25 protein-coding genes, 1 pseudogene and 1 other annotated feature are annotated in these 24,625 nt (G+C 38.7%); of the genes and pseudogenes, 22 read left to right on the top strand and 4 right to left on the bottom strand.

Annotated elements, in window-relative coordinates:
• The 5 genes from rsfS to rpmF all read left to right on the top strand — a co-directional run bounded on the left by rsfS (position 1) and on the right by rpmF (position 3,092).
• On the top strand, positions 1-357 hold the full coding sequence (gene rsfS, locus HMPREF0519_RS06495) for a ribosome silencing factor (RefSeq protein ID WP_003560731.1): 357 nt from the start codon (positions 1-3) through the stop codon (positions 355-357).
• Positions 354-1,094 (top strand): class I SAM-dependent DNA methyltransferase, encoded by a 741-nt coding sequence (locus tag HMPREF0519_RS06490; RefSeq protein ID WP_004561618.1) that lies wholly within the window; start codon positions 354-356, stop codon positions 1,092-1,094. Before rsfS ends, HMPREF0519_RS06490 begins: the two co-directional genes overlap by 4 nt.
• Before the next feature lies 1 nt (position 1,095).
• A complete protein-coding gene (locus tag HMPREF0519_RS06485) occupies positions 1,096-2,229 on the top strand; it encodes a nucleotidyltransferase (protein WP_003560729.1) in 1,134 nt (377 codons plus the stop codon).
• 83 nt (positions 2,230-2,312) lie between these two features.
• Positions 2,313-2,867 (top strand): DUF177 domain-containing protein, encoded by a 555-nt coding sequence (locus tag HMPREF0519_RS06480; RefSeq protein WP_003560727.1) that lies wholly within the window; start codon positions 2,313-2,315, stop codon positions 2,865-2,867.
• Positions 2,868-2,918: 51 nt separating this feature from the next.
• Positions 2,919-3,092 (top strand): 50S ribosomal protein L32, encoded by a 174-nt coding sequence (rpmF, locus tag HMPREF0519_RS06475; RefSeq protein WP_003560725.1) that lies wholly within the window; start codon positions 2,919-2,921, stop codon positions 3,090-3,092.
• Between the two features lie 265 nt (positions 3,093-3,357).
• Here rpmF and adhP read toward each other — a convergent pair whose 3' ends face one another.
• Entirely contained in the window at positions 3,358-4,374 is a 1,017-nt protein-coding gene (gene adhP, locus HMPREF0519_RS06470; protein WP_004561617.1) for an alcohol dehydrogenase AdhP, read from the bottom strand.
• Between the two features lie 249 nt (positions 4,375-4,623).
• Between adhP and HMPREF0519_RS06465 the strand changes: the two genes are divergently transcribed.
• Positions 4,624-5,310 (top strand): response regulator transcription factor, encoded by a 687-nt coding sequence (locus HMPREF0519_RS06465; protein WP_004561616.1) that lies wholly within the window; start codon positions 4,624-4,626, stop codon positions 5,308-5,310.
• Positions 5,307-6,884 carry a HAMP domain-containing sensor histidine kinase gene (locus HMPREF0519_RS06460; protein ID WP_004561615.1) on the top strand — a complete coding sequence of 526 codons (1,578 nt, stop codon included), beginning with the start codon at positions 5,307-5,309 and terminating at the stop codon, positions 6,882-6,884. The genes HMPREF0519_RS06465 and HMPREF0519_RS06460 overlap by 4 nt, the downstream gene beginning before the upstream one ends.
• Before the next feature lie 58 nt (positions 6,885-6,942).
• Here HMPREF0519_RS06460 and yidC read toward each other — a convergent pair whose 3' ends face one another.
• Together yidC and HMPREF0519_RS06450 are read right to left on the bottom strand one after the other, a co-directional pair.
• Entirely contained in the window at positions 6,943-7,974 is a 1,032-nt protein-coding gene (gene yidC, locus HMPREF0519_RS06455) for a membrane protein insertase YidC (RefSeq protein WP_003560720.1), read from the bottom strand.
• Between the two features lie 98 nt (positions 7,975-8,072).
• Positions 8,073-8,357, bottom strand: a complete 285-nt coding sequence (locus HMPREF0519_RS06450; protein ID WP_003560718.1) for an acylphosphatase — start codon at positions 8,355-8,357, stop codon at positions 8,073-8,075.
• Between the two features lie 56 nt (positions 8,358-8,413).
• Between HMPREF0519_RS06450 and HMPREF0519_RS06445 the strand changes: the two genes are divergently transcribed.
• From HMPREF0519_RS06445 to HMPREF0519_RS06405, 9 genes and pseudogenes are all read left to right on the top strand, one after another.
• Positions 8,414-9,181: a TrmH family RNA methyltransferase gene (locus tag HMPREF0519_RS06445; RefSeq protein ID WP_003554324.1), complete on the top strand. Its 768-nt coding sequence runs from the start codon at positions 8,414-8,416 to the stop codon at positions 9,179-9,181.
• 71 nt (positions 9,182-9,252) lie between these two features.
• Complete coding sequence (locus tag HMPREF0519_RS06440; protein ID WP_003560716.1) at positions 9,253-9,750, top strand: HD domain-containing protein; 498 nt, start codon at positions 9,253-9,255, stop codon at positions 9,748-9,750.
• Positions 9,751-9,799: 49 nt separating this feature from the next.
• Entirely contained in the window at positions 9,800-10,150 is a 351-nt protein-coding gene (locus HMPREF0519_RS06435) for a winged helix-turn-helix transcriptional regulator (RefSeq protein ID WP_190870462.1), read from the top strand.
• 37 nt (positions 10,151-10,187) lie between these two features.
• Positions 10,188-10,402 (top strand) — a binding site (T-box leader).
• Positions 10,403-10,492: 90 nt separating this feature from the next.
• Positions 10,493-11,542, top strand: coding sequence for a phenylalanine--tRNA ligase subunit alpha (gene pheS / locus HMPREF0519_RS06430; RefSeq protein ID WP_040472733.1), 1,050 nt, complete (start codon positions 10,493-10,495; stop codon positions 11,540-11,542).
• 3 nt (positions 11,543-11,545) lie between these two features.
• Complete coding sequence (pheT, locus tag HMPREF0519_RS06425) at positions 11,546-13,957, top strand: phenylalanine--tRNA ligase subunit beta (protein ID WP_003560712.1); 2,412 nt, start codon at positions 11,546-11,548, stop codon at positions 13,955-13,957.
• A 44-nt stretch (positions 13,958-14,001) separates the two neighbouring features.
• Positions 14,002-15,120, top strand: a complete 1,119-nt coding sequence (gene mltG / locus HMPREF0519_RS06420) for an endolytic transglycosylase MltG (RefSeq protein ID WP_004561612.1) — start codon at positions 14,002-14,004, stop codon at positions 15,118-15,120.
• A gap of 29 nt (positions 15,121-15,149) precedes the next feature.
• Positions 15,150-15,834: pseudogene (gene udk / locus HMPREF0519_RS06415) on the top strand (uridine kinase).
• A 24-nt stretch (positions 15,835-15,858) separates the two neighbouring features.
• Positions 15,859-16,335, top strand: a complete 477-nt coding sequence (gene greA / locus HMPREF0519_RS06410) for a transcription elongation factor GreA (protein ID WP_003554310.1) — start codon at positions 15,859-15,861, stop codon at positions 16,333-16,335.
• Between the two features lie 136 nt (positions 16,336-16,471).
• Positions 16,472-16,783 (top strand): HesB/YadR/YfhF family protein, encoded by a 312-nt coding sequence (locus HMPREF0519_RS06405; protein ID WP_003554308.1) that lies wholly within the window; start codon positions 16,472-16,474, stop codon positions 16,781-16,783.
• Positions 16,784-16,851: 68 nt separating this feature from the next.
• Here HMPREF0519_RS06405 and HMPREF0519_RS06400 read toward each other — a convergent pair whose 3' ends face one another.
• Positions 16,852-19,482, bottom strand: a complete 2,631-nt coding sequence (locus tag HMPREF0519_RS06400) for a YfhO family protein (protein WP_004561609.1) — start codon at positions 19,480-19,482, stop codon at positions 16,852-16,854.
• Between the two features lie 127 nt (positions 19,483-19,609).
• Here HMPREF0519_RS06400 and HMPREF0519_RS06395 point away from each other — a divergent pair, with 127 nt between their 5' ends.
• The 6 genes from HMPREF0519_RS06395 (at position 19,610) to HMPREF0519_RS06375 (ending at position 24,609) form a co-directional block, all read left to right on the top strand.
• A complete protein-coding gene (locus HMPREF0519_RS06395; protein WP_004561608.1) occupies positions 19,610-21,667 on the top strand; it encodes a peptidoglycan D,D-transpeptidase FtsI family protein in 2,058 nt (685 codons plus the stop codon).
• A 116-nt stretch (positions 21,668-21,783) separates the two neighbouring features.
• On the top strand, positions 21,784-21,933 hold the full coding sequence (gene rpmG, locus HMPREF0519_RS13325; protein ID WP_003554303.1) for a 50S ribosomal protein L33: 150 nt from the start codon (positions 21,784-21,786) through the stop codon (positions 21,931-21,933).
• Between the two features lie 201 nt (positions 21,934-22,134).
• Entirely contained in the window at positions 22,135-22,683 is a 549-nt protein-coding gene (locus HMPREF0519_RS06390; RefSeq protein WP_003560703.1) for a 5-formyltetrahydrofolate cyclo-ligase, read from the top strand.
• Between the two features lie 22 nt (positions 22,684-22,705).
• On the top strand, positions 22,706-23,368 hold the full coding sequence (locus HMPREF0519_RS06385; protein ID WP_050768666.1) for a rhomboid family intramembrane serine protease: 663 nt from the start codon (positions 22,706-22,708) through the stop codon (positions 23,366-23,368).
• Positions 23,369-23,414: 46 nt separating this feature from the next.
• Complete coding sequence (locus tag HMPREF0519_RS06380; protein WP_003554296.1) at positions 23,415-23,639, top strand: YqgQ family protein; 225 nt, start codon at positions 23,415-23,417, stop codon at positions 23,637-23,639.
• Positions 23,608-24,609 carry an ROK family glucokinase gene (locus tag HMPREF0519_RS06375; protein WP_003560699.1) on the top strand — a complete coding sequence of 334 codons (1,002 nt, stop codon included), beginning with the start codon at positions 23,608-23,610 and terminating at the stop codon, positions 24,607-24,609. Before HMPREF0519_RS06380 ends, HMPREF0519_RS06375 begins: the two co-directional genes overlap by 32 nt.
• The last annotated feature ends 16 nt before the right edge of the window (positions 24,610-24,625 follow it).

Raw genomic sequence — 24,625 nt, 5'->3', positions numbered from 1 at the left:
ATGGATAGTAAAGAGATTTCACAGATTGTTGTACGTGCTGCTGACAGTAAGCGAGCTCACGACATTGTTGTCCTGGATATGGAAAAAGTCAGTTTGATGGCCGATTATTTTGTCATTGCCGATGCTAATTCAAACCGGCAGGTAAAAGCTATTGCTGAGGAAGTTATCGATCAGGTTGAGGCAAATGATATCCATGTTTACAGTGTTTCTGGCAAAGAATCGTCTAACTGGATTTTAATTGATCTAGGCGATGTCATTGTTCATGTGTTCCAAAAGGATACCCGTGATTTCTATAATTTGGAAAAATTATGGTCAGATGCACCAATTGTTAACATTGATTCATGGGTTGAGGTATGATTTACCACGAATTTGCCAAGTTTTATGATGACTTATTTGATGAAACGTTATACGATAAATGGCTTGAGTATACGCTTAGGCGTACGAATCGGTCGGATAAAATATTGGACCTTGCATGTGGTACCGGACGGCTTGCAGTAAGACTTTCCAGAGCTGGATACAATGTGGATGGTGCTGATTTATCTGAAGATATGCTCACAATGGCCGATCAGCGAGCGCGGGAAGCTGATCAACAAATTAACTTCTTTCAGTTGGATATGCGAAATTTAAGCGAATTGCCATCTTATGATAACATTACATGCTTTGATGATTCTTTGTGTTACTTGTCATCAGAGTCTGATTTACGACAAACTTTTTCCCAGGTTAGCACTCACTTAAAAACTGGCGGTAGTTTCTTATTTGATGTGATTACGCCATATCAAACCGATGAGGTTTATCCTGGATATATGTACAATTATCAGGATGAAGATCGGGCATTTATGTGGTCAAGTTATGCCTCTGAGAGCGTTTCTCACGCTGTGGAGCATGAGCTGACATTCTTCCTTTATGACGGAGATAAGAATGCCTACGATGCTTATAATGAGCTTCATAAAGAGCGTACTTATCCGGTAGACCGTTATTCTCAAATGTTAACTGGTGCAGGTTTCTCTGAAATCCAAATAACGACAAATTTTGGGGAAGATTCTTTTAAAAATGACGTTAAGCGATGGTTATTTGAGTGTAAGAAGGTAAATTAATTTGCTTAAAGCAGTCGGCATTATTTCAGAATACAATCCGTTTCATAATGGGCACCTTTACCAGATGACACAAGCAAAGAAAAAAACCGGTGCAGATGTCACCGTTGCGGTAATGAGTGGTAACTGGCTGCAACGAGGTGAACCGGCTATGTATGACAAATGGACTCGAGCACTAGCTGCACTTGAAACGGGAGTGGACGTGGTGATTGAATTGCCGTTTTATGCGGCTGTTCAGCCATCACATATTTTTTCGGCAGGGGCCGTTAGACTTGTAGCCGCTATGAAATGTGATTGGCTGGCCTTTGGGGCTGAAACACCGGAGATTGATTATCAAAAATTAATTAATAACCAACCTAAGAAAGACGACTCCTTTAAACAGTTTAATCGGCCATATGCCTCAATTTTTCAAGAATATTTATATAACAGAACCGGTATTCGAATTGATAAACCCAATGATATATTGGCTTTTGGATATGCTAATGCAAACATGTTGATAGGCTCTCCATTGCATCTGGTGCCCATTAAAAGAGTTGGAAGTGCACATAACGATCATCAACTAAGTTCGGGTTTAATATCTAGCGCTTCTGCAATTAGGGATCAGCTGAGAAATGGGAATTTCGATATTGTTCGAAAATTTGTACCTGAATCTTCCTGGCAAACCTTTTCAACAGCTAAAGTGATTGATTGGGAACAATTTTGGCCGTTGTTAAGATTTGAACTTATTGAAGCACCTATTGATACACTGCATTCGATATATCAAATGACTGAGGGAATTGAATATCGCCTGAAACAAGCGGCAATTGAATCTGAAACATTCTCGCAATTTTTACAATTTGTGAAAACAAAGCGTTATACTTACACTAGGATTCAGCGTTTGTGCTGTTACGTGCTGTTACATGTAACTTCATCTGAAATGCTGGTTAATCCTCAGTATATTCGTTTGCTAGGGTGTACGCGTCAAGGGAGACGATATTTGAATCAAATTAAAAATGATTTAGAGTTGCCAATGATCTCCAAGGTGAATCAGGAAGTTGCAAAAAAGTTTGTTTATTTGGACTTTAAGGCTGGGATGTTAATCGAGATGGTTAATGGCGCACATCAGGATTTTTATAAACACCCAATCATTCTTCATTAATGAGTTAATACTATCAAGCAAATCACCTTGACAAGCGTTTTTGTTGCCGGTATAATGAATTTTGTTGCATTGGAGGAATTACAGTGAAATGGTTTTTTAAGGATTTGCAAAAGTACTCCGATACAGATCCGTTCACGTTCAATGAAACCCTTGATATTAAAAGTGACTTGTTGAGTCGTTACGCTGATGAAGTGATCGATGCAAGCACTTTTAAAATAGACGGGGCTGCATTCTCTGATCGTGGTGATGTGATCATTGATACTCATATTGTTGGTAAGTTGGTGGTTCCTTCTTCGAGGTCATTAACACCTGTTGATTTACCGTTGGATTTTACGGTTGAAGAGTATTATGTTCCGTCAAAAGCTGCTGAATCAAGATATGGTAAGGACGATGTCGTTTTTATACTTGGTGAAGAGGACGAAGTTGATAATCGTTCTGCGGTCGTTGATAACGTGATTTTGCATATTCCTATGCACATTTTGTCTCCTGAAGAGGAAGCTGGCAAAACAATGCCAAGCGGACACGATTGGAACGTACTTTCAGTTGATGATTACGAAGATCAGAAGGCAGAATTAAAAACAGTTGATCCACGTCTGGCAAAATTAAAGAACTTTTTCAAAGATAAGGGCTCTAATTAGCTGGGCTTAAAAATTCACTAGTGGATATTTTAGTTACGAGGAGGGAAAGACATGGCAACACCAGCACGTAGAACTTCAAAAGCTAGAAAAGGGATGCGTCGCGGTCACATTAAGTTACAGACTCCTAATTTGAGTCTCGACCCAAGAACCGGCGAATATACATTACCACATCACGTTTCATTATCTGGCATGTACAAAGGCCGTAAGGTTTTAAAGAATAAGTAAAACAAAAAGCAATTTAGAACGCCATGGATTCTAAATTGCTTTTTTCTGTCTAAATTTTAAAGATCGGAATCACTTATTCATGGTTTGAGTAACCGATGTTTTGTAGTAAGAATTATTTTAGAAAAAATTTTCGCCTTTTTCTTGTGTAAAAGTGTACAATTTTTACTTAGAAATGAATTGACCGAATGTAAAAGGAATGCGATAAGGGAGACGAATCCCCTCACATTCCTTTTTATAACGTAGTTTTTATGAATTATGGAACTCTTTATTTGGTAAAGTCAACAACCATGCGACCAACGATTTTGTTTTGTTTCATTTCATCAATGATATCATTAACTTCGTCTAAACGACGGGTTTTAACAATTGGTTTAACTTTTCCTTCTGAACCAAATTGGAAAGTTTCTGCCAGATCTTGTCGAGTTCCAACCAATGAACCGGCGACTTGAATGCCATCTAGGACGGTCTTGTCAATATTAAGTGCCATATCACCCTTTGGAAGGGCAACAGCAACTAAACGACCATCTGGACGAAGGGCATTTACTGAAGTAGTGAATGCTTCAGTTGTAACAGCAGTGATTTGAGCATTATGCACACCGCCAACCTTTTTCTGGATTTGTTCAGCAACATCAGGGTCATGACGGTTAATGGTAATATCAGCACCGTTTTCCTTAGCAGCATTGAGCTTGTCTTCATTGCCATCAACAGCGATGACGTTTGCACCGAAAACATTGTGAGCAAATTGAACGGCTAAATTCCCAAGACCACCAGCACCAACAACCTCTACCCATTGTCCGGGACGAGTTTCGCCAACCTTCAACGCTTTGTACATTGTAACACCTGCACAAGTCAAGGAAGTTGCTTCAACAGGATCTAAACCCTCTGGCACCTTAACGGCATAATCTGCCGGTACAATAACTTGTTCGGCCATTGCGCCATCAACAGAAAAACCGGAATTTTGAACATTTCGGCAAAGTGTTTCACGGCCGGTAGTACAGTATTCACAGTGACCACAGCCTCTGTAAAACCAAGCGATAGATACACGATCGCCTATTTTTAAACTGTCGACGTCATCAGCAACTTGAATAACTTTTCCAACGCCTTCGTGTCCAATAATTCTCCCCGGAACCTTACCAAAATCGCCGGCAGCAACGTGGAGATCTGTGTGACATAATCCACAATACTCAACTTTTACAAGTGCTTCCCCTTGGTGAATTGGTCGTAACTGAACATCTTTAATATCAACGTAACCATCAACTGGGTCTCTAACAACTGCAGCTTTCATTTAATAGATCATCCTTTTTTGTAATTTATTTTCAAACAAGTTCATTATAAGCAAGAAAGGAAAATGATTCAAGTGAAAAAATGCACATAAATGAATAAAGTGAAAAATATTTCCAAAATTTAAGATTCTTTCGAATTCTTAAACTACTACACTAATTTTCTCATAACTATGTTAAAATGAGAATTATGTTAAAATGTTTTAAGGTACAATAATAAATAAATTAAGATACTTTAGGAGAGCTGATTATTTATGAGTCGAATTTTGATAATTGAGGATGAAAAGAATTTGGCGCGTTTCGTCGAACTTGAATTAAAACACGAAGGATATGACACCCAAGTTGAGTTGAATGGACGAACAGGTCTACAAGCTGCATTGGATGAAAATTTTGATGTGATATTGCTTGACTTAATGCTTCCAGAGCTTAACGGGATGGAAGTTGCACGACGCCTTCGTGAAAAGAAGAACACACCAATTATTATGATGACCGCCAGGGACTCTGTTATCGATCGTGTTTCCGGATTTGATCACGGCGCCGATGATTATATTGTGAAGCCGTTTGCAATCGAAGAATTGCTTGCAAGGATTCGGGCACTATTGCGACGCATTCAGATTGAAAACGATCAGCAAAAGAGTAGCAAGAAATCCGTTACTTTTAAAGACCTTACAATCGAAAAAGAAAGTCGCATTGTTCGCAGAGGCGACGAAGTGATTAACTTGACCAAACGTGAATATGAGTTGTTATTAACGTTGATGGAAAATGTTGACGTTGTGTTGGCACGGGATGTTCTGTTAACAAAGGTTTGGGGATATGATTCTGAAGTCGAAACAAACGTTGTTGATGTGTATATCAGATATCTTCGTAATAAGATCAATCGTCCAGGTGAAAATAGCTATATCCAAACTGTTAGAGGGACCGGGTATGTGATGAGGTCATGAGTCAAGCCAATAACAAATCTGGGAAACGCAAGATTTCGTTAAAATGGAAATGGGCCTTTTTTACCTCGATCGGTGTTTTGGCAATTGTGGTTGCTTTTTCAGTGTTGATTTTTAATCGCTTTACAAATGTTTTACTTGAACAAGAAAGAATGCATATCGATAATACGTTATCAACAGTTTCTTCGAGACTAACGAATTATTCTTCGACTTTGGGGAAGGGTGACGTTGAACGTTGTTTAAGACCACAACTTAATAGTGGTGACTCTCAAAGCGATGACAGAAACATTTATTCGGACTCGTTAGTTGTTAATTTTTCACGCGATAGCATTCTTGTTAATGTATATAGTGTTAATGGCAAGCGGCTTTTTGAGTCAAAGAAAAATGATTCCAAACTTGCGTCTTCTTCAAAACGAAAAATCATAACTTCTAGGCAGAATGGCAAAAATATTTTAATCGGTATTGAACCATTGCTTTCCAAGAAGAATGGATCGCTTATTGGCTATGCCCAAGTTATCGATGAATTAAGTAGCTATCGGGCAACAGCTCGAAAATTGGCTGCTATTTTAGCAATTCTTGTTTTAATTTCGGTTTTGATATCAATGATTCTTGCCTATGTATTGGTGGCTGAATTATTGCGTCCCATTAATCAGATTCAAGAAACGATTAATAAGGTTAAAACTGATCCGGATTCTGACGCCCGGGTACCAGATCTTAAGACTCACGATGAGCTTTCCGATTTAGCGGACTTGCTTAACAGCATGCTGGATCAGACCCGTCGTTACATTGATCAGCAGCAGCAGTTCGTTGAAGATGTATCGCACGAATTAAGAACACCTGTTGCAGTCATTCAGGGGCATATAGACATGTTGCTGCGGTGGGGGAAAGATGATCCTGAAGTGCTGGAAGAATCGTTAAAAGCATCACTTCAAGAAACGAAGCGGATGAAGAGTTTAGTGTCCGAAATGTTGGATTTATCACGGGCAGAACAGATTGAATTAAATTATGGCGAAGAGATTACTAATGTTACTGAAGTCTTTGAGCAGGTTTATAATGATTTCAAAATGATTCATCCAGATTTTACGTTTACCTTTGATGATGATACTGATGACCATGTATATGTTCAAATTTATCGTAATCATTTAGAACAGGTATTAGTCATTTTATTGGATAATGCGATTAAGTATTCCGAAAAACGTAAAGAGGTTCATATGTCGCTTTCTACTTCAATGTCAATGGTAAACATTGCTATTCAAGATTTTGGCGAAGGAATCTCCCAAGAAGATATTAATAAGGTGTTTAATCGGTTTTATAGAGTTGATAAGGCTAGAAGCCGAGACAAAGGTGGCAATGGATTGGGACTATCAATTGCTCACCGATTGATTGAAGCTTATCATGGTAATATTTCAATCGAAAGTTCCTTAGGATATGGATCAATTTTTCAAATTAATTTACCAATTTTGAAGAATATGTCTCAAGAGGATGATAATGGCAGCGGTGAAGGAGATACACTACTTAACCTTAATAGTTCAGATTCCAAGGAACCGGATCAATCTAATCAAAAAAATGATCATTAAAAAAGAAGTGCCGGGAAAAAGATCCCCCGACGCTTCTTTTTTGGTAAAATTTATTTTTTTAACGATGCCTTTGTTGCTTACCGGCATTTCGCCGTTTGTCATTCTTGTGAGGTTGCTTCTTGGTTTGTGTTTTTTCAGGATTAACATCTTCAACCGGTTTGATTATCTGCTGTGTTTCACCAGTTTGTTGCTTTCCAGCATTTCGTTGCCGATTTCGATTATGAATATTTTCCTTGGTATCAGTGCCGTTTGATTTATTTATAGGTGCTTTCGGCATTAAGTCTTCGACAGTGACAGGCTTCTTGCCTTCCATCTCTTTGGCAATCTTTTTTCGAATGCCAGGACGATATAAATTCATAATAATTGTTTGGAGACAAGCAAACAATCCGCCGATAAAGAAGTAAATCCCCAGGCCGGCCGGGGCAGAAATAGTGAACAGCAAAATCATAATAGGACTCATGAGCATCATGGCACCCATTTGCTTTTTCTGTGCTTTAGGCGTTCCTAACATCATTAAATATCCCTGTAGTAAGTAAGACAAAAATGAAAGAACAGCCAGAAGCCAACTGGATTGACCAAGCCGAATCCCCATAAAGACCGTATGGGATAGTTCGGGCGAATATCGAATTGCGGCATACAAGGCAGTAAAGATCGGCATTTGTATGATGAGCGGCAGACATCCAATGCCACCCGTCATTGAAATATTATTCTGTCGATATAGTGCCATCATTGCTTGGCTGGCAGCCGTTTGTTCCTCGGTCGTTTTTGCTGCTTTTTGCCGTTGTTGCAATTCACGCATTTGTGGACGAATCATTTGCATGCGTTCCTGTTGAATTGTCGAACTCTTCATTTGACGAACCATAATTGGCAAAAGAAACATTCTAACAATGACGGTCAATACAACAATTGCCCATCCATAACTTCCGACAATTTGTGCAATTGCCTCCATAATTGATTGAGCCGGTCGAGCAAGATAATCGTATACCAGGCCATATGGTTTACCTGATTTGGTGGTCTGAACACAACCACTGAGTAGTAACGCCATCCCGGAAAGCATTCCGAATGTCGTTATGCGCTTAAGTTTTTTCATCGATTAAGACCTTTCTTTATTTATACATAGACAAAGTAAATCTTACTCGATACTGGGAAAGTTTTCAATTTAATCTTGACGAAACTTATTAATCTTTATTAATATTTGACATTGAAGCCCTTTAACGTTGGATTCGTTATATACTTAGTAGAGACAGATCTGATATGAGCGTATGGTGTTGGTGAATTTTTTATTTTCATAATAAACTGTGCCAGGGGAATTGGTTTTCCTTGGGCAATGATTTTCACGGAACCGTCTGGCTTGTTTTGGACCCATCCGGAAATGCCCATTTCTTTTGCAACTTGAATGGTTGCCCAACGAAATCCCACTCCTTGGACGATTCCAAAAATAGTCAGTTCAGTTGTTTTGATTTCTTTATCCATATTTTAAAAGTCACCTCACTTTATACTAATAAATTAATTATAAAAGGAAGAGCTTAATGCAATCAATTACTTCTAATCAAAATAATCGAGTTAAAGAATGGCGTAAGATGCAATCTAAGAAAGGACGATTGAGTTCGGGCCAATATATCATTGAGGGATGGCATATTGTGGATGAAGCAATCAAACATGATCAGCAAATTGATGCGGTTATTGTAACGGATGCCAATTTTTTGGATCAGTTGGAAGTTGATCCTGCAGTGACTGATACGTATTTAATTACACCTGAAGTTGCCAAACATATTTCTGCCACTGAGACGCCCCAGGGCGTTTTTGCGGTTTTGACAACAGAAAACTACCATGAATCAATTCCAGAAAAATTGGGCGGGTCGTGGTTAATGCTCGATAATATTCAGGATCCCGGTAATATCGGAACGATGGTGAGGACAGCAGACGCTGCTGGAATGAATGGTGTTATTTTTGGAAAAGGAACTGCTGATATATATAATCCAAAAGTCGTTAGATCTATGCAGGGAAGTCAGTTCCATGTTCGACTATACTCGGGTGATTTGGCAGTGTGGATGGCAGCGTTTAACAAGCATAATGTACCAGTGTATGGAACGGAATTGAATGATCAGGCTATTTCATATGATGATGTTGAGCCTACCAAACAGTTTGCTTTGGTGATGGGAAATGAAGGAAACGGCGTTTCAGCAGATCTACTTGACAAAACGGATCAAAATTTGTATATTCCAATGAATGGAGAAGCCGAATCATTGAATGTCGCGGTTGCGACAGGAATCTTAATATTTCATTTTGTAAAGTAATGTTCGTTTTTGTTGATATTTTTGGTGATATCTAGTATGATGTCTTGTAATAAAGGGCAAAGGGGTATAATATGCGCAAAGATGAATGGAAAAATGATTCTGAATACGTTCAAATTGTTGGCGATCTGATTAAGAACCCAACTGTTCAAAAATTAGCCAACTATAAACAACACCATCATTCTACCAGACTTGAACATTCTTTAGCTGTTTCATTTGATAGTTATCGAATTGCAAAAAAGCGAGATTTGGATTATCGGGCGGTCGCTCGAGCCGGTCTTCTTCACGACCTGTTCTTTTACGATTGGCGGACAACTAAGTTTGACTTGGGGTCACATGCATTTGTTCACCCACGTGTAGCACTTAGAAACGCAGAAAAGATTACAACGCTTTCACCAGTTGAAAAGGATATTATTTTAAAGCACATGTGGGGACTTACCCTTGCCCGTCCGAAGTATGAAGAGAGTGTGATTGTTTCGCTAGTTGATGACTACGAAGCGGTTAGAGAGTTTATGAATCCATTTAGAACCAAAGTTAAGAACCAAATTGACAGAATTGCAACGACTAAATAATTTTTTTGATTTTCGTATTAATCCAAGTAAGTTTAAGGAGGGGAAACTTATGAAAGAAAACATTGCATTACGTGAACCCATCAACTATTTTCTTTGTCCGAAGTTTGAAAAAACATTTTCGTTTCTGGGGAAGAAATGGAACGGTCTAATCATTGATGTTTTATTGCAAGAAGGTGCCTTGAGATTTCGTGAAGTTGCCAGACAAATTCCAAAGTGCAGCAACCGGGTATTGGTAGAACGATTGCGTGAACTTGAGGATGACGGGGTTGTCATTCGTAAAGATTATCCAAACTCATCCCTTATTGAGTATTCGTTAACGGATCAAGGCAAAGAGTTGGCACCAATTATGCATGCAATTCACTCATGGTCAGAAAAATGGTATCCAAGCACTGAAAGTTAGCTTGACCATTTTTTTATTTTAGATTATCATTCATTAAGTAAATGCGTTTGAGAAAAAGGCAGTAGGCAATTAATTTTTTTAGAGACTCTGTGGTTGGTGTGAACAGAGAAATTGGTTGTACGAATTCATTTTTCGAGCAGAAAATGGGAGTTAATATTAACAAAAATTTTCCGGTAGTCACCGTTAATGATTCTTAAGTGTGTCATTTTTTAGTGACAAATTAGGGTGGTACCGCGAAGCTTCGTCCCTTGATGGACGGGGCTTTTTTTGTGCTTTTATTTTGCTGACGAAATAGTTATTGACTTTGTTTTTGACGCAATAAAAAATATTTGGAGGGAAACCATGTCGTTACGCGATAAATTAACAGAAATTAAACAAAATGGTTTAACGGATATTGATTCAACCGTTGATCTTAAGAAGCTAAACGAGATTCGGGTTCATCTGCTTGGTAAGAAAGGACCAATCACTGCTGCCTTGCGCGGCATTAAAGACTTGCCTGTGGAAGACCGTCCTGAAGTTGGTAGTTATGCAAATAAAATTCGTGATGCGATTACTCAAGCGGTTGCAGAACGTCGTCAAAAGCTTGAAGATGCTGAACTAAATAAGCAGCTTTCAGCTGAAACAATTGACGTGACCTTACCGGGAAAGCCTGTTGCACAAGGTCAGCCCCATGTGATTCAGCAAATCATTGATGAGTTTGTTGATTTGTTTTTAGGAATGGGCTATCAAGTACTGCAAGGCCCTGAGGTTGAGTCTGATAAATATAATTTTGAAATGATGAACTTACCTAAAAACCATCCCGCTCGTGATATGCAAGATACTTTTTATTTAAGTAAAGAGTTTTTAATGCGATCTCAAACATCTCCAATGCAGGCTAGGGCACTTGAAAAGCATGACTTTTCAAAGGGTCCTTTGAAAATGATTTCACCAGGAATCGTCTATCGTCGCGATACTGACGATCCTACTCATTCGCATCAATTCCATCAAGTTGAAGGATTGGTCATCGACCGTCACGTGACGATGGCTGATCTTAAAGGAACACTTATTACAATGGCGCAAAAGATTTTCGGTGATAAGTTTGATATTCGCCTTCGGCCGAGTTACTTTCCATTCACGGAGCCATCTGTGGAAGTTGATGTTACCTGTTTTAACTGTATGGGTAAGGGATGCGATGTCTGCAAGCATACCGGTTGGATCGAAGTTTTGGGTGCCGGAATGGTTCATCCAAATGTTTTGGAAATGGCCGGTGTAGATTCGAAAGTGTATGGTGGCTTTGCATTTGGTGTTGGCCCTGACCGTTTTGCAATGTTGAAATACGGCGTCGATGATATTCGGGATTTCTATCTTGATGATGTTCGATTCTTAGATCAATTTGATAAGAGGGGTAACTAAAGAATGAAAGTATCATATAAATGGTTAAAAAAATACTTGAATTTAGATATTCCAGCTAAAGATTTAGCTGAAAAAATTGAACGGACTGCAGTTGAAGTTGATTCTGTCGACATCGCAGAGGAAGGCTTGAAAAAGTTAGTTATTGGCCACGTTTTATCAATGACTTCCCATCCGGACTCCGATCATTTACACGTTTGCTCTGTTGATGTTGGTGAAGAGGAGCCGCTCCAAATCGTTTGTGGTGCGCCAAATGTTGATGCAGGACAAAAAGTTATTGTAGCTCTGCCCGGTTCGCGTATTGGTGGCAACGTTAAAATTAAGCGTTCGAAGATGCGTGGCGTTGAATCCGAAGGGATGATCTGCGCTCTGGACGAAATTGGATTCAGCAAAGATGTTGTCCCAAAGGAATGGGCAGATGGTATTTATGTCTTTGATGATAGCGTTCCAGTCGGTGAACCCGTTTATCATTATTTAGGAATGGATGATCCAATCATTGATTTGGATGTCACACCCAACCGCGGAGATATGTTAAGTATTTTAGGAACTGTTCATGAATTAGCCGCTATTTACGATCAGCATCCTGATATTAAAAAACCGATTGTTCATGAAGATTCAGCATTAAATGTTAATGACGAAATTAAAGCTTCTGCAGATAATTCTCTCGCAAAAACATATAAGTTACGTGTCATTAAGGATGTAAAAATTGCACCTAGTCCGTCATGGTTACAGATTATCCTTTGGAATGCCGGTGTTCGACCTATAAATAACGTTGTTGATGTGACTAATTATATTTTGATGAAATATGGGCAGCCACTACATTCTTTTGATGAGGATAAAATTGATGGCGATATCCAAGTTCGCTTGGCGCAAAAGGGCGAAAAGATCAAAACACTTGACGAAGAGGACCATGATTTGTCTCCCGAAGATATTGTCATCGCCGATAATGATCATCCAATTGCACTTGCAGGGGTGATGGGTGGTTACAATACTCAAATTGATGAGCAGACGACAAACGTTGTCTTAGAATCTGCTATTTTTGATTCTATTAGAATCCGGAAGACAGCTCAACGACACGTCCTTCATTCCGAAGCATCACAACGCTTTGAACGTGGTATTAATCCAGATGGCGTTGAAGATGCCATTAATGAAGCTGTTAATCTCATTCAAGAGCTTGCTGGTGGCAAAGTTGCTAAAGGAATCGTGACTGCTTCAGAATATCATCCCGAATTACCAACGATTTTTATAACAGCTGCAAGAACGAATCATGTTCTTGGTACTGATCTTAAGATTGAAGACATTAAAGCAATTTTTGATCGTTTAGGATTTATCAGTGAAAAACAAAACGATGGGTTAAACGTTACAATTCCAGCACGTCGTTGGGATATTCATATTGAGGCTGACTTATTTGAAGAGGTTGCTCGAATTTATGGCTATGATAATTTGCCAGCAACGTTGCCGACTGGTCGTCAAACGATAGGTGTGTTAACGTCGGCACAAAAAGTCCAAAGAGTTGCTCGACATGTGCTGGAGGGGCTTGGATTAACACAAGCTATTTCATATTCATTGACAACGGAAGAAAAGGCGCAACTATTCATGATGCGGGAGAGCAAACTGACAAAATTACTTTCTCCGATGACACAGGATCATTCGACATTAAGAATGAATCTACTTAGTGGTTTGTTGGATGATGTTTCTTATAATCATGCTCATAAGGTTAATGATGTTGCCTTATATGAAACTGGTCGGGTATTCTACAAAGATACCGATGATCAAGTTCGTCCAGATGAAGTGGAACATGTTGCCGGTGTTGTAACTGGTAATTTAACAGATCCTTCATGGAATAATCATGTTAAATCGGTTGATTTTTACGATTTAAAGGGAATTGTTGATCAGTTTATCGAGAACCTTGGCATTAATGGTGATATTGAGTATACGTCAACAAATAAGTATCCGGAAATGCATCCCGGAAGAACTGCAGATATTAATATCCACGGTCATTATGTAGGATTTATTGGACAAGTTCATCCAAAGATCACCAAACAATTCAAGATTAAGGAAACTTATGCTTTTGAACTTAATCTGCAAACATTAATCGATCTGCCAAAGAGTGATGATCAATATCAGGCAATTTCGAAGTATCCATCAGTTGAACGAGATATTTCATTCTTAGTTGACAGTGACGTGACTAATGATCAAATTGTTAATTTAATGAAAAAACGTGGTGGTGCATTCCTTCATGATATTCGTTTGTTTGATATTTATGATGGTGCAAATGTTCCTGACGGTAAAAAATCAATGGCTTATTCGTTACATTATGTCAATCCTCGTGAGACATTAAAGGATGAAGTTGTGACAACTGCTTTTGAAAAGATTAAAAAACGGTTAACTGATGAACTAAATGCGGAAATTAGGTAGTTTCAAACTTATAATGAAAGCTGAGAATATAGGAGGAGCATCTAATGAGTAACAACTCAAATGAACGGACCCCCAAACCCAACCGTAGTTTAGGGCGAAAAATCATTATTTCCGTAATTGCGATTTTAATTATTCTGGCGGTGTCCATTAGTTTTCTTGGTTATCGGTATTTTCAAGAGGCCCTGAAACCAATGAATCCGCAGAATACAAACGTTACCCAGGTTCATATCCCACTTGGGGCATCCAATAAACAGATTGGCTCAATCTTGCAGAACAAGAAAGTTGTAAAGAGTGGGATGGTTTTTGATTACTATGTTAAATCCAATAACATGAGTGAGTTTCGTGCTGGCTATTACCAGTTGAAACCAGCGATGAGTTTGAAAACAATTGCTAAACAGCTTCAAAAAGGTGGCAGTGATCAGCCAATCCAAAGTACTAAAGGAAAGGTTTTGGTTCGCGAGGGAGCAAATATTGATCAAATTGCTACTCAGGTTTCTTTAACGACAGATTTTTCGAAGCAAAACTTTATTAGTGTGATGAAAGATCAAGCATTTATGGAACAGCTTGAAAAATCTTATCCTAAGTTATTGGGTTCTGCTATGAAAGCAAAGCAAGTCAGATACCGGCTTGAAGGATATTTGTATCCAGCAACTTATGAAGTTAAGAAGAATACGTCACTTAAGTCTCTTGTTAATCAGATGGTTGCCAAAACTAATCAAGTATTAGCGCCTCACTATCAACAAATTAAAAAGACTAAATTGACCGTTCAGCAATTTATGACACTGGCTTCTCTAATTGAGCGGGAAGGGGTTAATCAGACAGATCGTCGTAAGATGTCAGGCGTGTTATTGAACAGAATCGACATTAACATGCCGCTTCAGTCTGATGTCGCCGTGTTGTATGCCATTCATCGTAATAATAAACAACTGACAACTAAGGATCTTCAGAGTAACTCTCCTTATAATCTATATAAATATACAGGCTTTGGCCCTGGACCTTTTGATAGTCCAAGTATCAGCTCTGTTCAAGCATTACTTCATCCACTTGATCGTTCAAAAAATTATTTATACTTTGTTGCAAATACCAAGACCAGGAAAGTATATTATTCGAAAACGTACGAAGAACATCAACAGCAAATTGCTAAACATGCTTCAAATAATTAAGAGTTGATAACCGAAAGGAAATTCGATTAATGACAGAACCAGCAAAAAAACCGGTTGTGATTGGTGTCACTGGTGGCTCGGGAAGTGGTAAGACAACCGTTAGCCGAAAAATATTTGATGAGTTATCAAACTATTCAATCATGATCTTGCAGCAGGATTCGTATTACAAAGATCAAGATGAGATGACAATGGCGCAGCGAAAACGGGTTAACTACGATCATCCGATGGCTTTTGACTATGATTTATTGGTTAAACAGCTGAAGTCACTTCTAAAGTATCAAGCGATTGAAAAACCGGTATACGCCGGTATACGATTATAATCAATTTACTCGAAGTAAAAAAACCATTCATCAGGATCCTCGAGAAGTTATTATTCTTGATGGCATTTTAATACTTGACGATGAGCGATTACGTGATTTAATGGACATTAAAGTATTTGTCGATACAGACGATGATATTCGACTGATTCGCCGTATTGAGCGGGATACTAAGAAACGCGGCCGTTCATTAGACAGCATTATTCATCAGTATTTGACAACGGTTAAACCAATGTATCATCAGTTTGTTGAACCGACTAAGCGTTACGCAGATATCATTGTGCCTGAGGGTGGCGAGAACCAAGTTGCAATTGATCTGTTAACAACCAAAATGCGCTCGATTTTAAAGAGTCGTGGCAGTGAACAAATCAAACAGAATTTTGATTCAACAATTTAATCTTTTATAAAGGAGAATTTTTAGATGGCTGAACAAGAATCATATCCAATGACCGCAGAAGGTCGGGACAAGTTACAAAAAGAATTGGAGGATTTGAAGGTAAATCAACGACCAAAAGTGGTTGAAAGAATTAAAATTGCTCGAAGTTATGGTGATTTATCGGAAAACTCCGAGTATGAATCAGCAAAAGATGAGCAGAGTATGTTAGAGAGTCGAATTACGACAATTGAGCATATGATTCAATATGCACAGATTATTGACTCTCATGACAGTGACAAGGACGAGGTTACTGTTGGGAAAGCTGTGACATTTAAAGAACTCCCTGATGAGGAACCGGAAACATATACGATTGTTGGGGCTGCTGAGGCTGATCCAATGTCTGGCAAAATTTCAAATGATTCACCAATTGCCAAGGGACTTTTAGGACACCGCTTAAATGAAGAGGTAGTTATTCATATTCCCGCTGGTGATATGAAAGTAAAAATTTTGGAAGTTAAATAGACTATTTTTTTAAAGGCACCCGGTTTAGTGAAATACTTAACCGGGTGCCTTTTGCTCTTTCTTTGTTAATTTCACAAACGATGATATAATGTGTTGTAAGCGAATTCAGAGAAAATCTATAAGGAGTGTGCGATTAATGAAACTTGAGATTACCGATGCTGCAAGTAAATGGTTCCATGATGAAATGGGATTATCTGATGGTAATGGCGTTCGATTTTATGGAAAGGTTTATGGCAAGACTCCCGTACACGATGGCTTCTCATTAGCGATTACCCGTGATGATAATCCTGAAGAGGTTTATACGGAAACTGATAAAGATGGCATCAAATATTTTGTGGATGCTGGCGATGAATGGTTCTTTAAGGGCTATGATTTAGGAGTCGACTTTGATCCGAAGAAGGATCCTGAGAATGTCACTTATTCTTATACACCCAATGGTGAATTATAATTTTAATAAAGTTAAGGAGCTAATACCGATTTTGATTGGCGGTATTAGCTCCTTTAGTTTTACTTTACTTAAATAACTTTTTTGTTCTTGTTATAGTAATATTCCCCGATGATTAAACATACGCCAATCAAAGAGATGGTTACACCAATGCCCAGCCCTTGTGGCCAATAGGTAAACGTCACATGATGGGTTCCCTTTGAGACTGGTACGTAGATAAACATTTTAGCCCATTTTTTGGGGGTCACCGAATGGTTATCTACTTTTACATGCCATCCCTTCGAATAAGGAATAGTTGTTGTGAGGGCTTGTTGCTTTGCTTTAACGTTAACAGTGCCAGTAAATTTATGATTACACCATCTGTCGATTTTATAAGGTGATTTTTTTAGATCTTTTGCAAAGTTGGCAATCTTTTGATCATTTACTTTGTAAAGTTTAACATCTTGTAACCAAACATCATTTGCGTTTGCATAGAATTTAACGTTAATCGTGTCATTTGCAGTACCACCAGTGGCAATATTTGCGACTACGGTTTTTTTAGCGGGCCTAAACTGAACCAGACTATTACCATTAACCAACACTGATAACTGCGTGTTTGAGATGTTTGGCCCCATTGTCATGTAATAAGAAGTGTTCTTTTCGATTGGCACCTTAATTGTTACGTAAGACTGTTCCATCATATTTTTCTTTCGAAGGACGGCATTATCCAAGTCCAAAACCGGATAAATATTATGATATGAAACGTTGGTATAGTTTGCTGACTTGAAGAGGTCGCCGATTTTAGGATCGAGTTGCTGAGCCAATTGATTTTGATATGTGATCGGATTATTTGGAACAACAGTTGTTTTTAGACTGTTTTCGGGTGATACGAAGCCTAGAGGAAGAGCATATGGATTCTTGTAGGTATTTGTTAACTTTGTTTGAGAAGTCAGGTCGTATTTACTCAAATCCGGTTTGCTTGTGAGCGTGCTTAAAAATTGAGGCATCGTTTTTTGGCTTGTTCTTATTGTAACCGGACGTTCATTCATCCAATACTTCATGGATAAAAGCGAATCGGTAAACATTGTGCCATTGGAATAGAATACGTAGGCATCTCCATTAGGTTGGCCGATATTTCCAAAGAAATTTGAAGTTGCCGACTCCAATGTCGAAGAGAAAATAGAACCACCGTTAAAGCCGGCTGTTAGGGCATCATTTTTGGTCCTGGAGAAGGTTTCTCCTGTTCGATAAAACCCCTTGTCTGATTGTTTAATTTTATCCACAAGTGGTCTGGTAATAGAGGCGAATTTTGTGTAATCACTATTATTTAAGTACGAAATATTATTAAGCGAGTTGACAAAGTTTAGGCTCATTTCACCGGTCATTAAAATAGCCATTGCGATTGAAAGCAGTATATTTTTGCGATATAAACCATAAAAGACGATTAATCCGATGCTCAAGATTAAATAAATCCATCCCCAAACATAGTTTTCTGGTTTTAAGTATTCAAATGATTTTATTTTTGTACCAATGTAAATCATGCCAATTAAAATAATCAGTGTACTGCCAATAAAAGTTTTCCAATGAAGACCATTGGTCAAAATGTCTTTAAAAGCTTCAACAGCGGTTAAAATCATCCAGAATGAGAAAATAAATGAAAATCTATATGGGTACCAAACCGGCAACTGCATGCCGTGCCAGAAAAGATCGAGTGGCTGGAAACACATCGAAAGCACAAAAAAGACAGTTAGGGCAAAGCTGGCGATTCTAAGCCGTCCCTTAATTGTTGGTGAGAGGTAGTAATAAGCAAACAAAATGATGATGATGCTGGCAACAAAAATATTGGCGGTACCGTTTGGCAGTTGTTTAAAATCAAATGAACCATTTATAAATTTGCCGAGAATATCAAGCGGATTATATTCGAAACGCACTCGAAATTCATTTTTTGAATAATTGGTTTTGCTCGTCAATAAAGAGAAAAAAGTTGGAATTAGGATCCAAGCTGATAAAATCCCACTAATTAGTGAGGCTTTGATCCATCTATAGAATATTTTTCCATATGAATAAGAAGTAGGTAAAGCCCTTGCGATACCGAAAGTCACCATATATGCGCTCACAAATATGGCAACCATCCAGCCCATGTAGTAATTAATAATAAGCATGGCTGTAAAACTGATTATGTACAGTTTAGTTGATTGGTGCTTGAGGATATTATCAATTCCAAGAAAAATGATTGGAAGCAAAATGACTGCATCTATCCAAAGCATATTTAATTGGTTGGCAACCATCCAGCCCATTAATGCGTATGAAGCTGAAAAGCCAATGACAGGCCAGTCGGTTGCTTGATATTTTTTTTGAAGAAAATAACCGAAACTTAAGCCAGCCAATCCATATTTCAAAATTGTCATAAGTGCTAAAACACTTGGCAACATTGAAATAGGGAATAGTAAAATCAACAGATTGACCGGGCTCATCAGATAATAGCTCCAAGTTCCAAACATATCGCCGCCCAGTCCCTTTGCGAAGGAATACAAAATACCGCTGGGATTATGGAGTAACGTATCTCGGTAGTAAGCAAAAAAATCAATGTATTGCTGCCCCATATCAACTGTCAATATTGAGGAATTACCAAACGGTGCAAAATGTCTGAAGATAAAGTACCCAACTGTGACAATGATTGGAATCAAAAAGCACAGTATTAAAGGATAACGCTTTGATTTCATTTTTGAACTTCCTTTTCTCAAAAAAATAAATGTCAATATTTAGAATATCATAAGAAGTTAAAGATTGGCCAACAGTTCTAGTTTTTGTAATAGAAATTTGATAGAATTGAATTCATGGCAAGGAGTAATGACTTTGAAAATCTTTAAAAAACGAAATAAGAAGAGCAAGAAAACTAAGGCAGCGTCATTGCCTTTTAGAATTAACATTATTTTTATTGTTGTTGGTATTTTATTTATTGCATTATTAACCCAGCTGGCTTATCTTCAGGTCATGTACGGCTCGAAATTTAAGGCAGAGGTTAATCGATCAGATACGTCCGTCGTTTCTGGAAACGTTCAGCGAGGGATGATTTATGATTCGACCGGTAAGGTGTTGGTTGGAAATTCAGCACATCAGGCCATTATTTACACTAAGGGCGTTAATGAAATGTCCAGTGATCTATACCAGACGGCTACGAAGCTTTCTCAGTACGTTAAAGTTTCTAAGAGCAGTCTAACAAAGCGTCAATTGGCCGATTACTATTTGGCTAATACTAATCGTTTAACTGCTGTAGAGAAGAGATTAGGTGGTCTTGATAGCTATAGTGAAGATGCAAAGTACAATAAGGCACTTGAATACGTGGAAAAGATTCCAAATTCAAGATTTAGTCAAGCAACCAAAAATGCGGCCGAAATCTTTGCAAAAATGAGTGGTGCGTATCAACTGTCAACGGTTAACATTAAGGATGATAATGTTTCCGAAACTGAAATTGCGCAAGTCGGTGAGCATTTGTCTGAAATGCCCGGTGTCAATGTTGGAACCAGCTGGAGCCGTAATTATCCTAACGGCAAGGCAATTCAAGGGCTTGCAGGAACAGTTTCAAATGAAAAGACCGGTTTGCCAAGTGATCGGGTAAATGAGTTGCTGGCTGAAGGATACTCTAGAAATGATAGCGTTGGCCAAAGTTACTTGGAACGTCAATATGAACCTGTTTTGCGTGGTACCAAATCACAAACTCAGGTTGTTTTAAACAGTGATAATGAGATTAAGAAGGAAATTAAAAAATACGGTGGTCAAAAGGGTGATAACCTTCAATTAACCATTAATGCCAAGTTCCAGAAGACCCTTCAATCTTTGGTTCGATCAGCTGAACAGGGTGCCGGTGGTAACTCAACCGGTACGTATGCAGTTGTAATGGATCCTAACAACGGTGCTGTTATTGGGATGGCTGGTGTAGATCGTAATCCGAAGACTTCTAAAATCACTGACAATGTCCTTGGAAATATTAACAGCCCGATTGTTATGGGGTCAGTCGTTAAGGGTGCAATGGTCTCTGGTGCTTTAATGGATGGCGTCATCACACCGACAAATAGTACATTGACAGATCAGCCAATTACAACCGGAGGCGTAAAAAAATCTTCATGGTTTAATCATAACGGTGGATCAAATATTTCTGTTGATGCTAGTGGGGCATTGGAAGTTTCATCGAACTCGTATATGATGCAGTTGGCCATGAAAGAGGCTCACTTCAAGTATGTTGAGGGCGGTGCTTTAACCATGAGCCCATCAATTTTTAGCAAACTTAGAGGTTATTTTAATGAGTTTGGTTTAGGGGTTGATACCGGTATCGATATTCCTGGAGAGTCAACCGGATTAAAGGGTGCCAGTGGGCGGCAACACATCGGAAGTGCCCTTGATGAGGCCTTTGGTAACTATGATGCCTATACAACGATGCAGGTTGCTCAGTACATGTCGACCATTGCTAATGGCGGCTATCGGATTGCACCTCATGTTGTTCAATCAATTCGCGGGACCAACAAAAATGGAAGTTTGGGTGCTGTGAAGGCAACTGTGATGCCAAAAGTTCTCAATCATATTGATATGACAAGTGCGCAGCGTGCGGTTGTTAAGCGTGGCCTTTATGACGTTGTTCATGGAACAAACACCTATAAGACCGGTGGAGAATTGGATACAATCAAACCGGAAATCTCTGCTAAGACCGGTACAGCTCAGACCTTCTACAATGGTAATGAAACAGTTACACTTAGTTTAGCTTCTTATGCGCCATCTACTCATCCCCAGGTTGTTGTTGCTTTGGCTATGCCTAATTTAGGCGTAAACGCCGAAAGCAATAACATGCAGTTGGCAAAGAGAATTTATGCGGCATATTGGAAAGAGGTCCAGTCAACGTCGACTGTTAAGTAAAAATACTTAACATTTATCAATTTAATCCTAGTAATTTATAAAGATTGATGATAAAATATTCAGAGTTAATGCTATTAGACTAGCTATAAAAAGAAAAAGTTTGGAGGTCCTATTCCATGCGAGTACACATTACATTGGAATGTACTGAATGCCATGAACGTACTTACTTATCAAGCAAAAACCGTCGAAACAATCCTGACCGTTTGGAGCTTAAAAAGTATTGCCCACGTGAACGCAAAGTGACATTACATCGAGAAACAAAATAAGAGCGTCAGGTTGTAAATTGAATGATGCGGAATTTCGATTTAATTATTTTTGGGTAGTTAAAACAGTCGAAGGCCTATCCGCATTCATTTTACAACGATGCAACCTAAACAGAAGAGGCCGGAAACAAACTGTAATCAGTTTGTCCAGTCTCTTTTTTCTCGTAACACACGATAGTTAGGTCAATTAAAGTAGGTTGGAGAATGCAAAATAAAGCAAAAATGAATCTGCGAAAACAGCAATTGCAAAAGATAAATCACTTTTTACAATGTAAAAATGCTAATACGCTCCTTAAGCAACTATACCAACAGCTTTTTACTGATCCAGATTATTTAAGGGCTGAAACAATAGGAATTACATTAAGCATGGATGGTGAAGTTCCCACCCAAAAAGTGATTGACTTTGCATTGTCGAATGGCAAAAAAGTCGTGGTTCCACGAACGCTTCCACACCGTCAAATGGAATTTGTGTTATTCGATGATTCAACACAGTTGGCAATCACAAAGTTTGGGACCAGGGAACCAATAGGTGGATCTGTGGTATCTAAATCTGCAATTGATATCCTCGTTGTTCCTGGACTGGCATTTTCTCGTAATCACTATCGGGTTGGCTTTGGTGGTGGTTATTATGACCGCTTCCTTACTGATTTTCATGGCCTTTCCATTTCAATTGCAACACCGCCTCAATTTTTTGATGAGCCGGTCTGGCCAATTGAATCCTTTGATATAAAGATTGATAAAATTATCCATTAATGGAAAGGGAGAGATTAGTTTTATGGGCAGATTACGAGATAAACCGTATATGACTTATGCCTTACTCGGAATAATGGTACTTGTTTATTTACTGATGACTATTTCCGGAGGAACCGAAAACGTCGCCAATTTAGTTCGTTTTGGCGCTAAATATAATCCACTTATCCGTGCTGGTGAATATTGGCGGCTACTGACACCTATTTTCATCCATATCGGCTTTACACACATCTTAATGAACGGGATTACTTTATATTTTATAGGTCAATATGTAGAGACGTTGTTTGGCCATTGGCGATTTTTATTAATCTTTTTGGTTTCTGGGATTGCCGGTAACTTAGCAAGTTTTGCTTTCAGTCCAAGTTTATCTGCCGGTGCAAGCACCTCTATTTTTGGGTTGTTTGGTGCTTTTATGATGCTTGGCGAAAGCTTTTCCAGAAACCAAGCTATTGTGTCGATGGCTAGAACGTTTCTTTTATTTATTGTCTTAAATATCGCAACGGATATTTTTGTATCCGGGATTGATATTGCCAGTCATTTAGGTGGTTTGGTAGGCGGCTTTTTAATTGCGTATGTTTCTGGCGTTACTTTTGGAAAGGTCAGCTTGGTAAAGCGGATTGTGGCCGGTATCACGCTGGTTGTGATTATTATTGCAATGTTTATAATGGGCATGCGTAGTAGTTTTTAGGATAAATTTCTAAAATTGAAAGAAATTTGGCTGAGGATGTGAGATAATGAAAACGCTGTATGATGTTCAGCAGTTACTGAAAAAATTCAACATATATGTATATGTTGGCAAACGGTTGTGGGACATAGAGGTGATGGCATTGGAGCTTGATCACTTGCATAAGGCGCACTTAATTAGCCATGATGACTTTATCCATGCCAAACTCATTTTGACTCATGAACACCGTATTGAAGAAAAACATGAAAGCAGGGGGACTTATCTTGGCAAGTAAGAGACTAATTGGAATTGATCTTGGAGGAACCACCACAAAGTTCGCATTTATTGACGAGGATGGAAATATTCTCACAAAATGGAGTATTCCAACAGATATTAGCGATAGTGGCAGCAAGATTGTTCCAAATATGATTAAATCAATTGCCGATCAAATGAGAAGAGAAGATTATAATACTGATGATTTTATCGGTATTGGAATGGGGACGCCAGGTGCTGTCAATCGTGAAAAAGGGACAGTTGTTGGTGCATTCAACCTTGGCTGGGATCAAGTACAACAAGTTGGTCCGACAATTACTGAAGGACTGGGATTACCCATTGCAATTGACAATGACGCCAATTCCGCTGCATTAGGTGAGTATTGGAAAGGTGCTGGCGATAAGGCTGACGATGTTGTTTTCGTGACGCTTGGAACCGGCGTTGGCGGTGGTGTTGTCACCAACGGTAAACTTGTCCATGGTATTAATAACGGTGCTGGCGAAATTGGACATATTTGTGTCCAAAAGAACGGATTTTTATGTACTTGTGGTAAACGTGGTTGCTTGGAACAGTACGCTTCTGCAACTGGCGTTGTGAAGGTAGCTAAGAGTTTGGCAAAGCGGTTTACTGGTAAATCACGCATTAAAGAACTGATTGAAGGTCAAGAAGAATTAACGTCGAAGATGGTTTTCTTCTTGGCGGACAACGGTGATATTTTGGCCAATCAAATTGTCAATGAAGTTTGTTCATATCTCGGATTGGCTTTATCCCATGTTGGAAACACACTTAATCCTGAAAATATTATTATTGGTGGTGGTGTTTCAAATGCAGGAAATACGTTATTACAACCAACAACACGTTATTTCCAAGAAAATGCGTTTAAATCGGTTCGTGATTCAACCAAATTAAAATTAGCACAGTTGGGCAATGATGCTGGTGTTATTGGAGCAGCCTCATTGGCTTTAAAGTTTAAAAATGATAAAGCTATGTAGTTATAGCTAAATCCTT

Origin of the sequence: Lentilactobacillus hilgardii DSM 20176 = ATCC 8290 (assembly GCF_000159315.1) — a bacterium.
GTDB lineage: Bacteria > Bacillota > Bacilli > Lactobacillales > Lactobacillaceae > Lentilactobacillus > Lentilactobacillus hilgardii.
Note: the sequence above shows the minus strand (reverse complement) of the source record. Positions and strands in the feature narration are given on the sequence as shown.

What these genes read in the sequence shown, in the direction of transcription:
- HMPREF0519_RS06380 (WP_003554296.1), top strand. Translation starts at nt 23,415, where the DNA reads ATGAAAACGCTGTATGATGTTCAGCAGTTACTGAAAAAATTCAACATA.
- rpmF (WP_003560725.1), top strand. Translation starts at nt 2,919, where the DNA reads ATGGCAACACCAGCACGTAGAACTTCAAAAGCTAGAAAAGGGATGCGT.
- greA (WP_003554310.1), top strand. Translation starts at nt 15,859, where the DNA reads ATGGCTGAACAAGAATCATATCCAATGACCGCAGAAGGTCGGGACAAG.
- HMPREF0519_RS06450 (WP_003560718.1), bottom strand. Translation starts at nt 8,357, where the DNA reads ATGGATAAAGAAATCAAAACAACTGAACTGACTATTTTTGGAATCGTC.
- HMPREF0519_RS06440 (WP_003560716.1), top strand. Translation starts at nt 9,253, where the DNA reads ATGCGCAAAGATGAATGGAAAAATGATTCTGAATACGTTCAAATTGTT.
- HMPREF0519_RS06490 (WP_004561618.1), top strand. Translation starts at nt 354, where the DNA reads ATGATTTACCACGAATTTGCCAAGTTTTATGATGACTTATTTGATGAA.
- pheS (WP_040472733.1), top strand. Translation starts at nt 10,493, where the DNA reads ATGTCGTTACGCGATAAATTAACAGAAATTAAACAAAATGGTTTAACG.
- HMPREF0519_RS06385 (WP_050768666.1), top strand. Translation starts at nt 22,706, where the DNA reads ATGGGCAGATTACGAGATAAACCGTATATGACTTATGCCTTACTCGGA.
- HMPREF0519_RS06395 (WP_004561608.1), top strand. Translation starts at nt 19,610, where the DNA reads ATGACTTTGAAAATCTTTAAAAAACGAAATAAGAAGAGCAAGAAAACT.
- yidC (WP_003560720.1), bottom strand. Translation starts at nt 7,974, where the DNA reads ATGAAAAAACTTAAGCGCATAACGACATTCGGAATGCTTTCCGGGATG.
- rpmG (WP_003554303.1), top strand. Translation starts at nt 21,784, where the DNA reads ATGCGAGTACACATTACATTGGAATGTACTGAATGCCATGAACGTACT.
- HMPREF0519_RS06375 (WP_003560699.1), top strand. Translation starts at nt 23,608, where the DNA reads ATGAAAGCAGGGGGACTTATCTTGGCAAGTAAGAGACTAATTGGAATT.
- HMPREF0519_RS06435 (WP_190870462.1), top strand. Translation starts at nt 9,800, where the DNA reads ATGAAAGAAAACATTGCATTACGTGAACCCATCAACTATTTTCTTTGT.
- HMPREF0519_RS06405 (WP_003554308.1), top strand. Translation starts at nt 16,472, where the DNA reads ATGAAACTTGAGATTACCGATGCTGCAAGTAAATGGTTCCATGATGAA.
- HMPREF0519_RS06460 (WP_004561615.1), top strand. Translation starts at nt 5,307, where the DNA reads ATGAGTCAAGCCAATAACAAATCTGGGAAACGCAAGATTTCGTTAAAA.
- HMPREF0519_RS06400 (WP_004561609.1), bottom strand. Translation starts at nt 19,482, where the DNA reads ATGAAATCAAAGCGTTATCCTTTAATACTGTGCTTTTTGATTCCAATC.
- HMPREF0519_RS06465 (WP_004561616.1), top strand. Translation starts at nt 4,624, where the DNA reads ATGAGTCGAATTTTGATAATTGAGGATGAAAAGAATTTGGCGCGTTTC.
- mltG (WP_004561612.1), top strand. Translation starts at nt 14,002, where the DNA reads ATGAGTAACAACTCAAATGAACGGACCCCCAAACCCAACCGTAGTTTA.
- rsfS (WP_003560731.1), top strand. Translation starts at nt 1, where the DNA reads ATGGATAGTAAAGAGATTTCACAGATTGTTGTACGTGCTGCTGACAGT.
- HMPREF0519_RS06390 (WP_003560703.1), top strand. Translation starts at nt 22,135, where the DNA reads ATGCAAAATAAAGCAAAAATGAATCTGCGAAAACAGCAATTGCAAAAG.
- adhP (WP_004561617.1), bottom strand. Translation starts at nt 4,374, where the DNA reads ATGAAAGCTGCAGTTGTTAGAGACCCAGTTGATGGTTACGTTGATATT.
- HMPREF0519_RS06445 (WP_003554324.1), top strand. Translation starts at nt 8,414, where the DNA reads ATGCAATCAATTACTTCTAATCAAAATAATCGAGTTAAAGAATGGCGT.
- pheT (WP_003560712.1), top strand. Translation starts at nt 11,546, where the DNA reads ATGAAAGTATCATATAAATGGTTAAAAAAATACTTGAATTTAGATATT.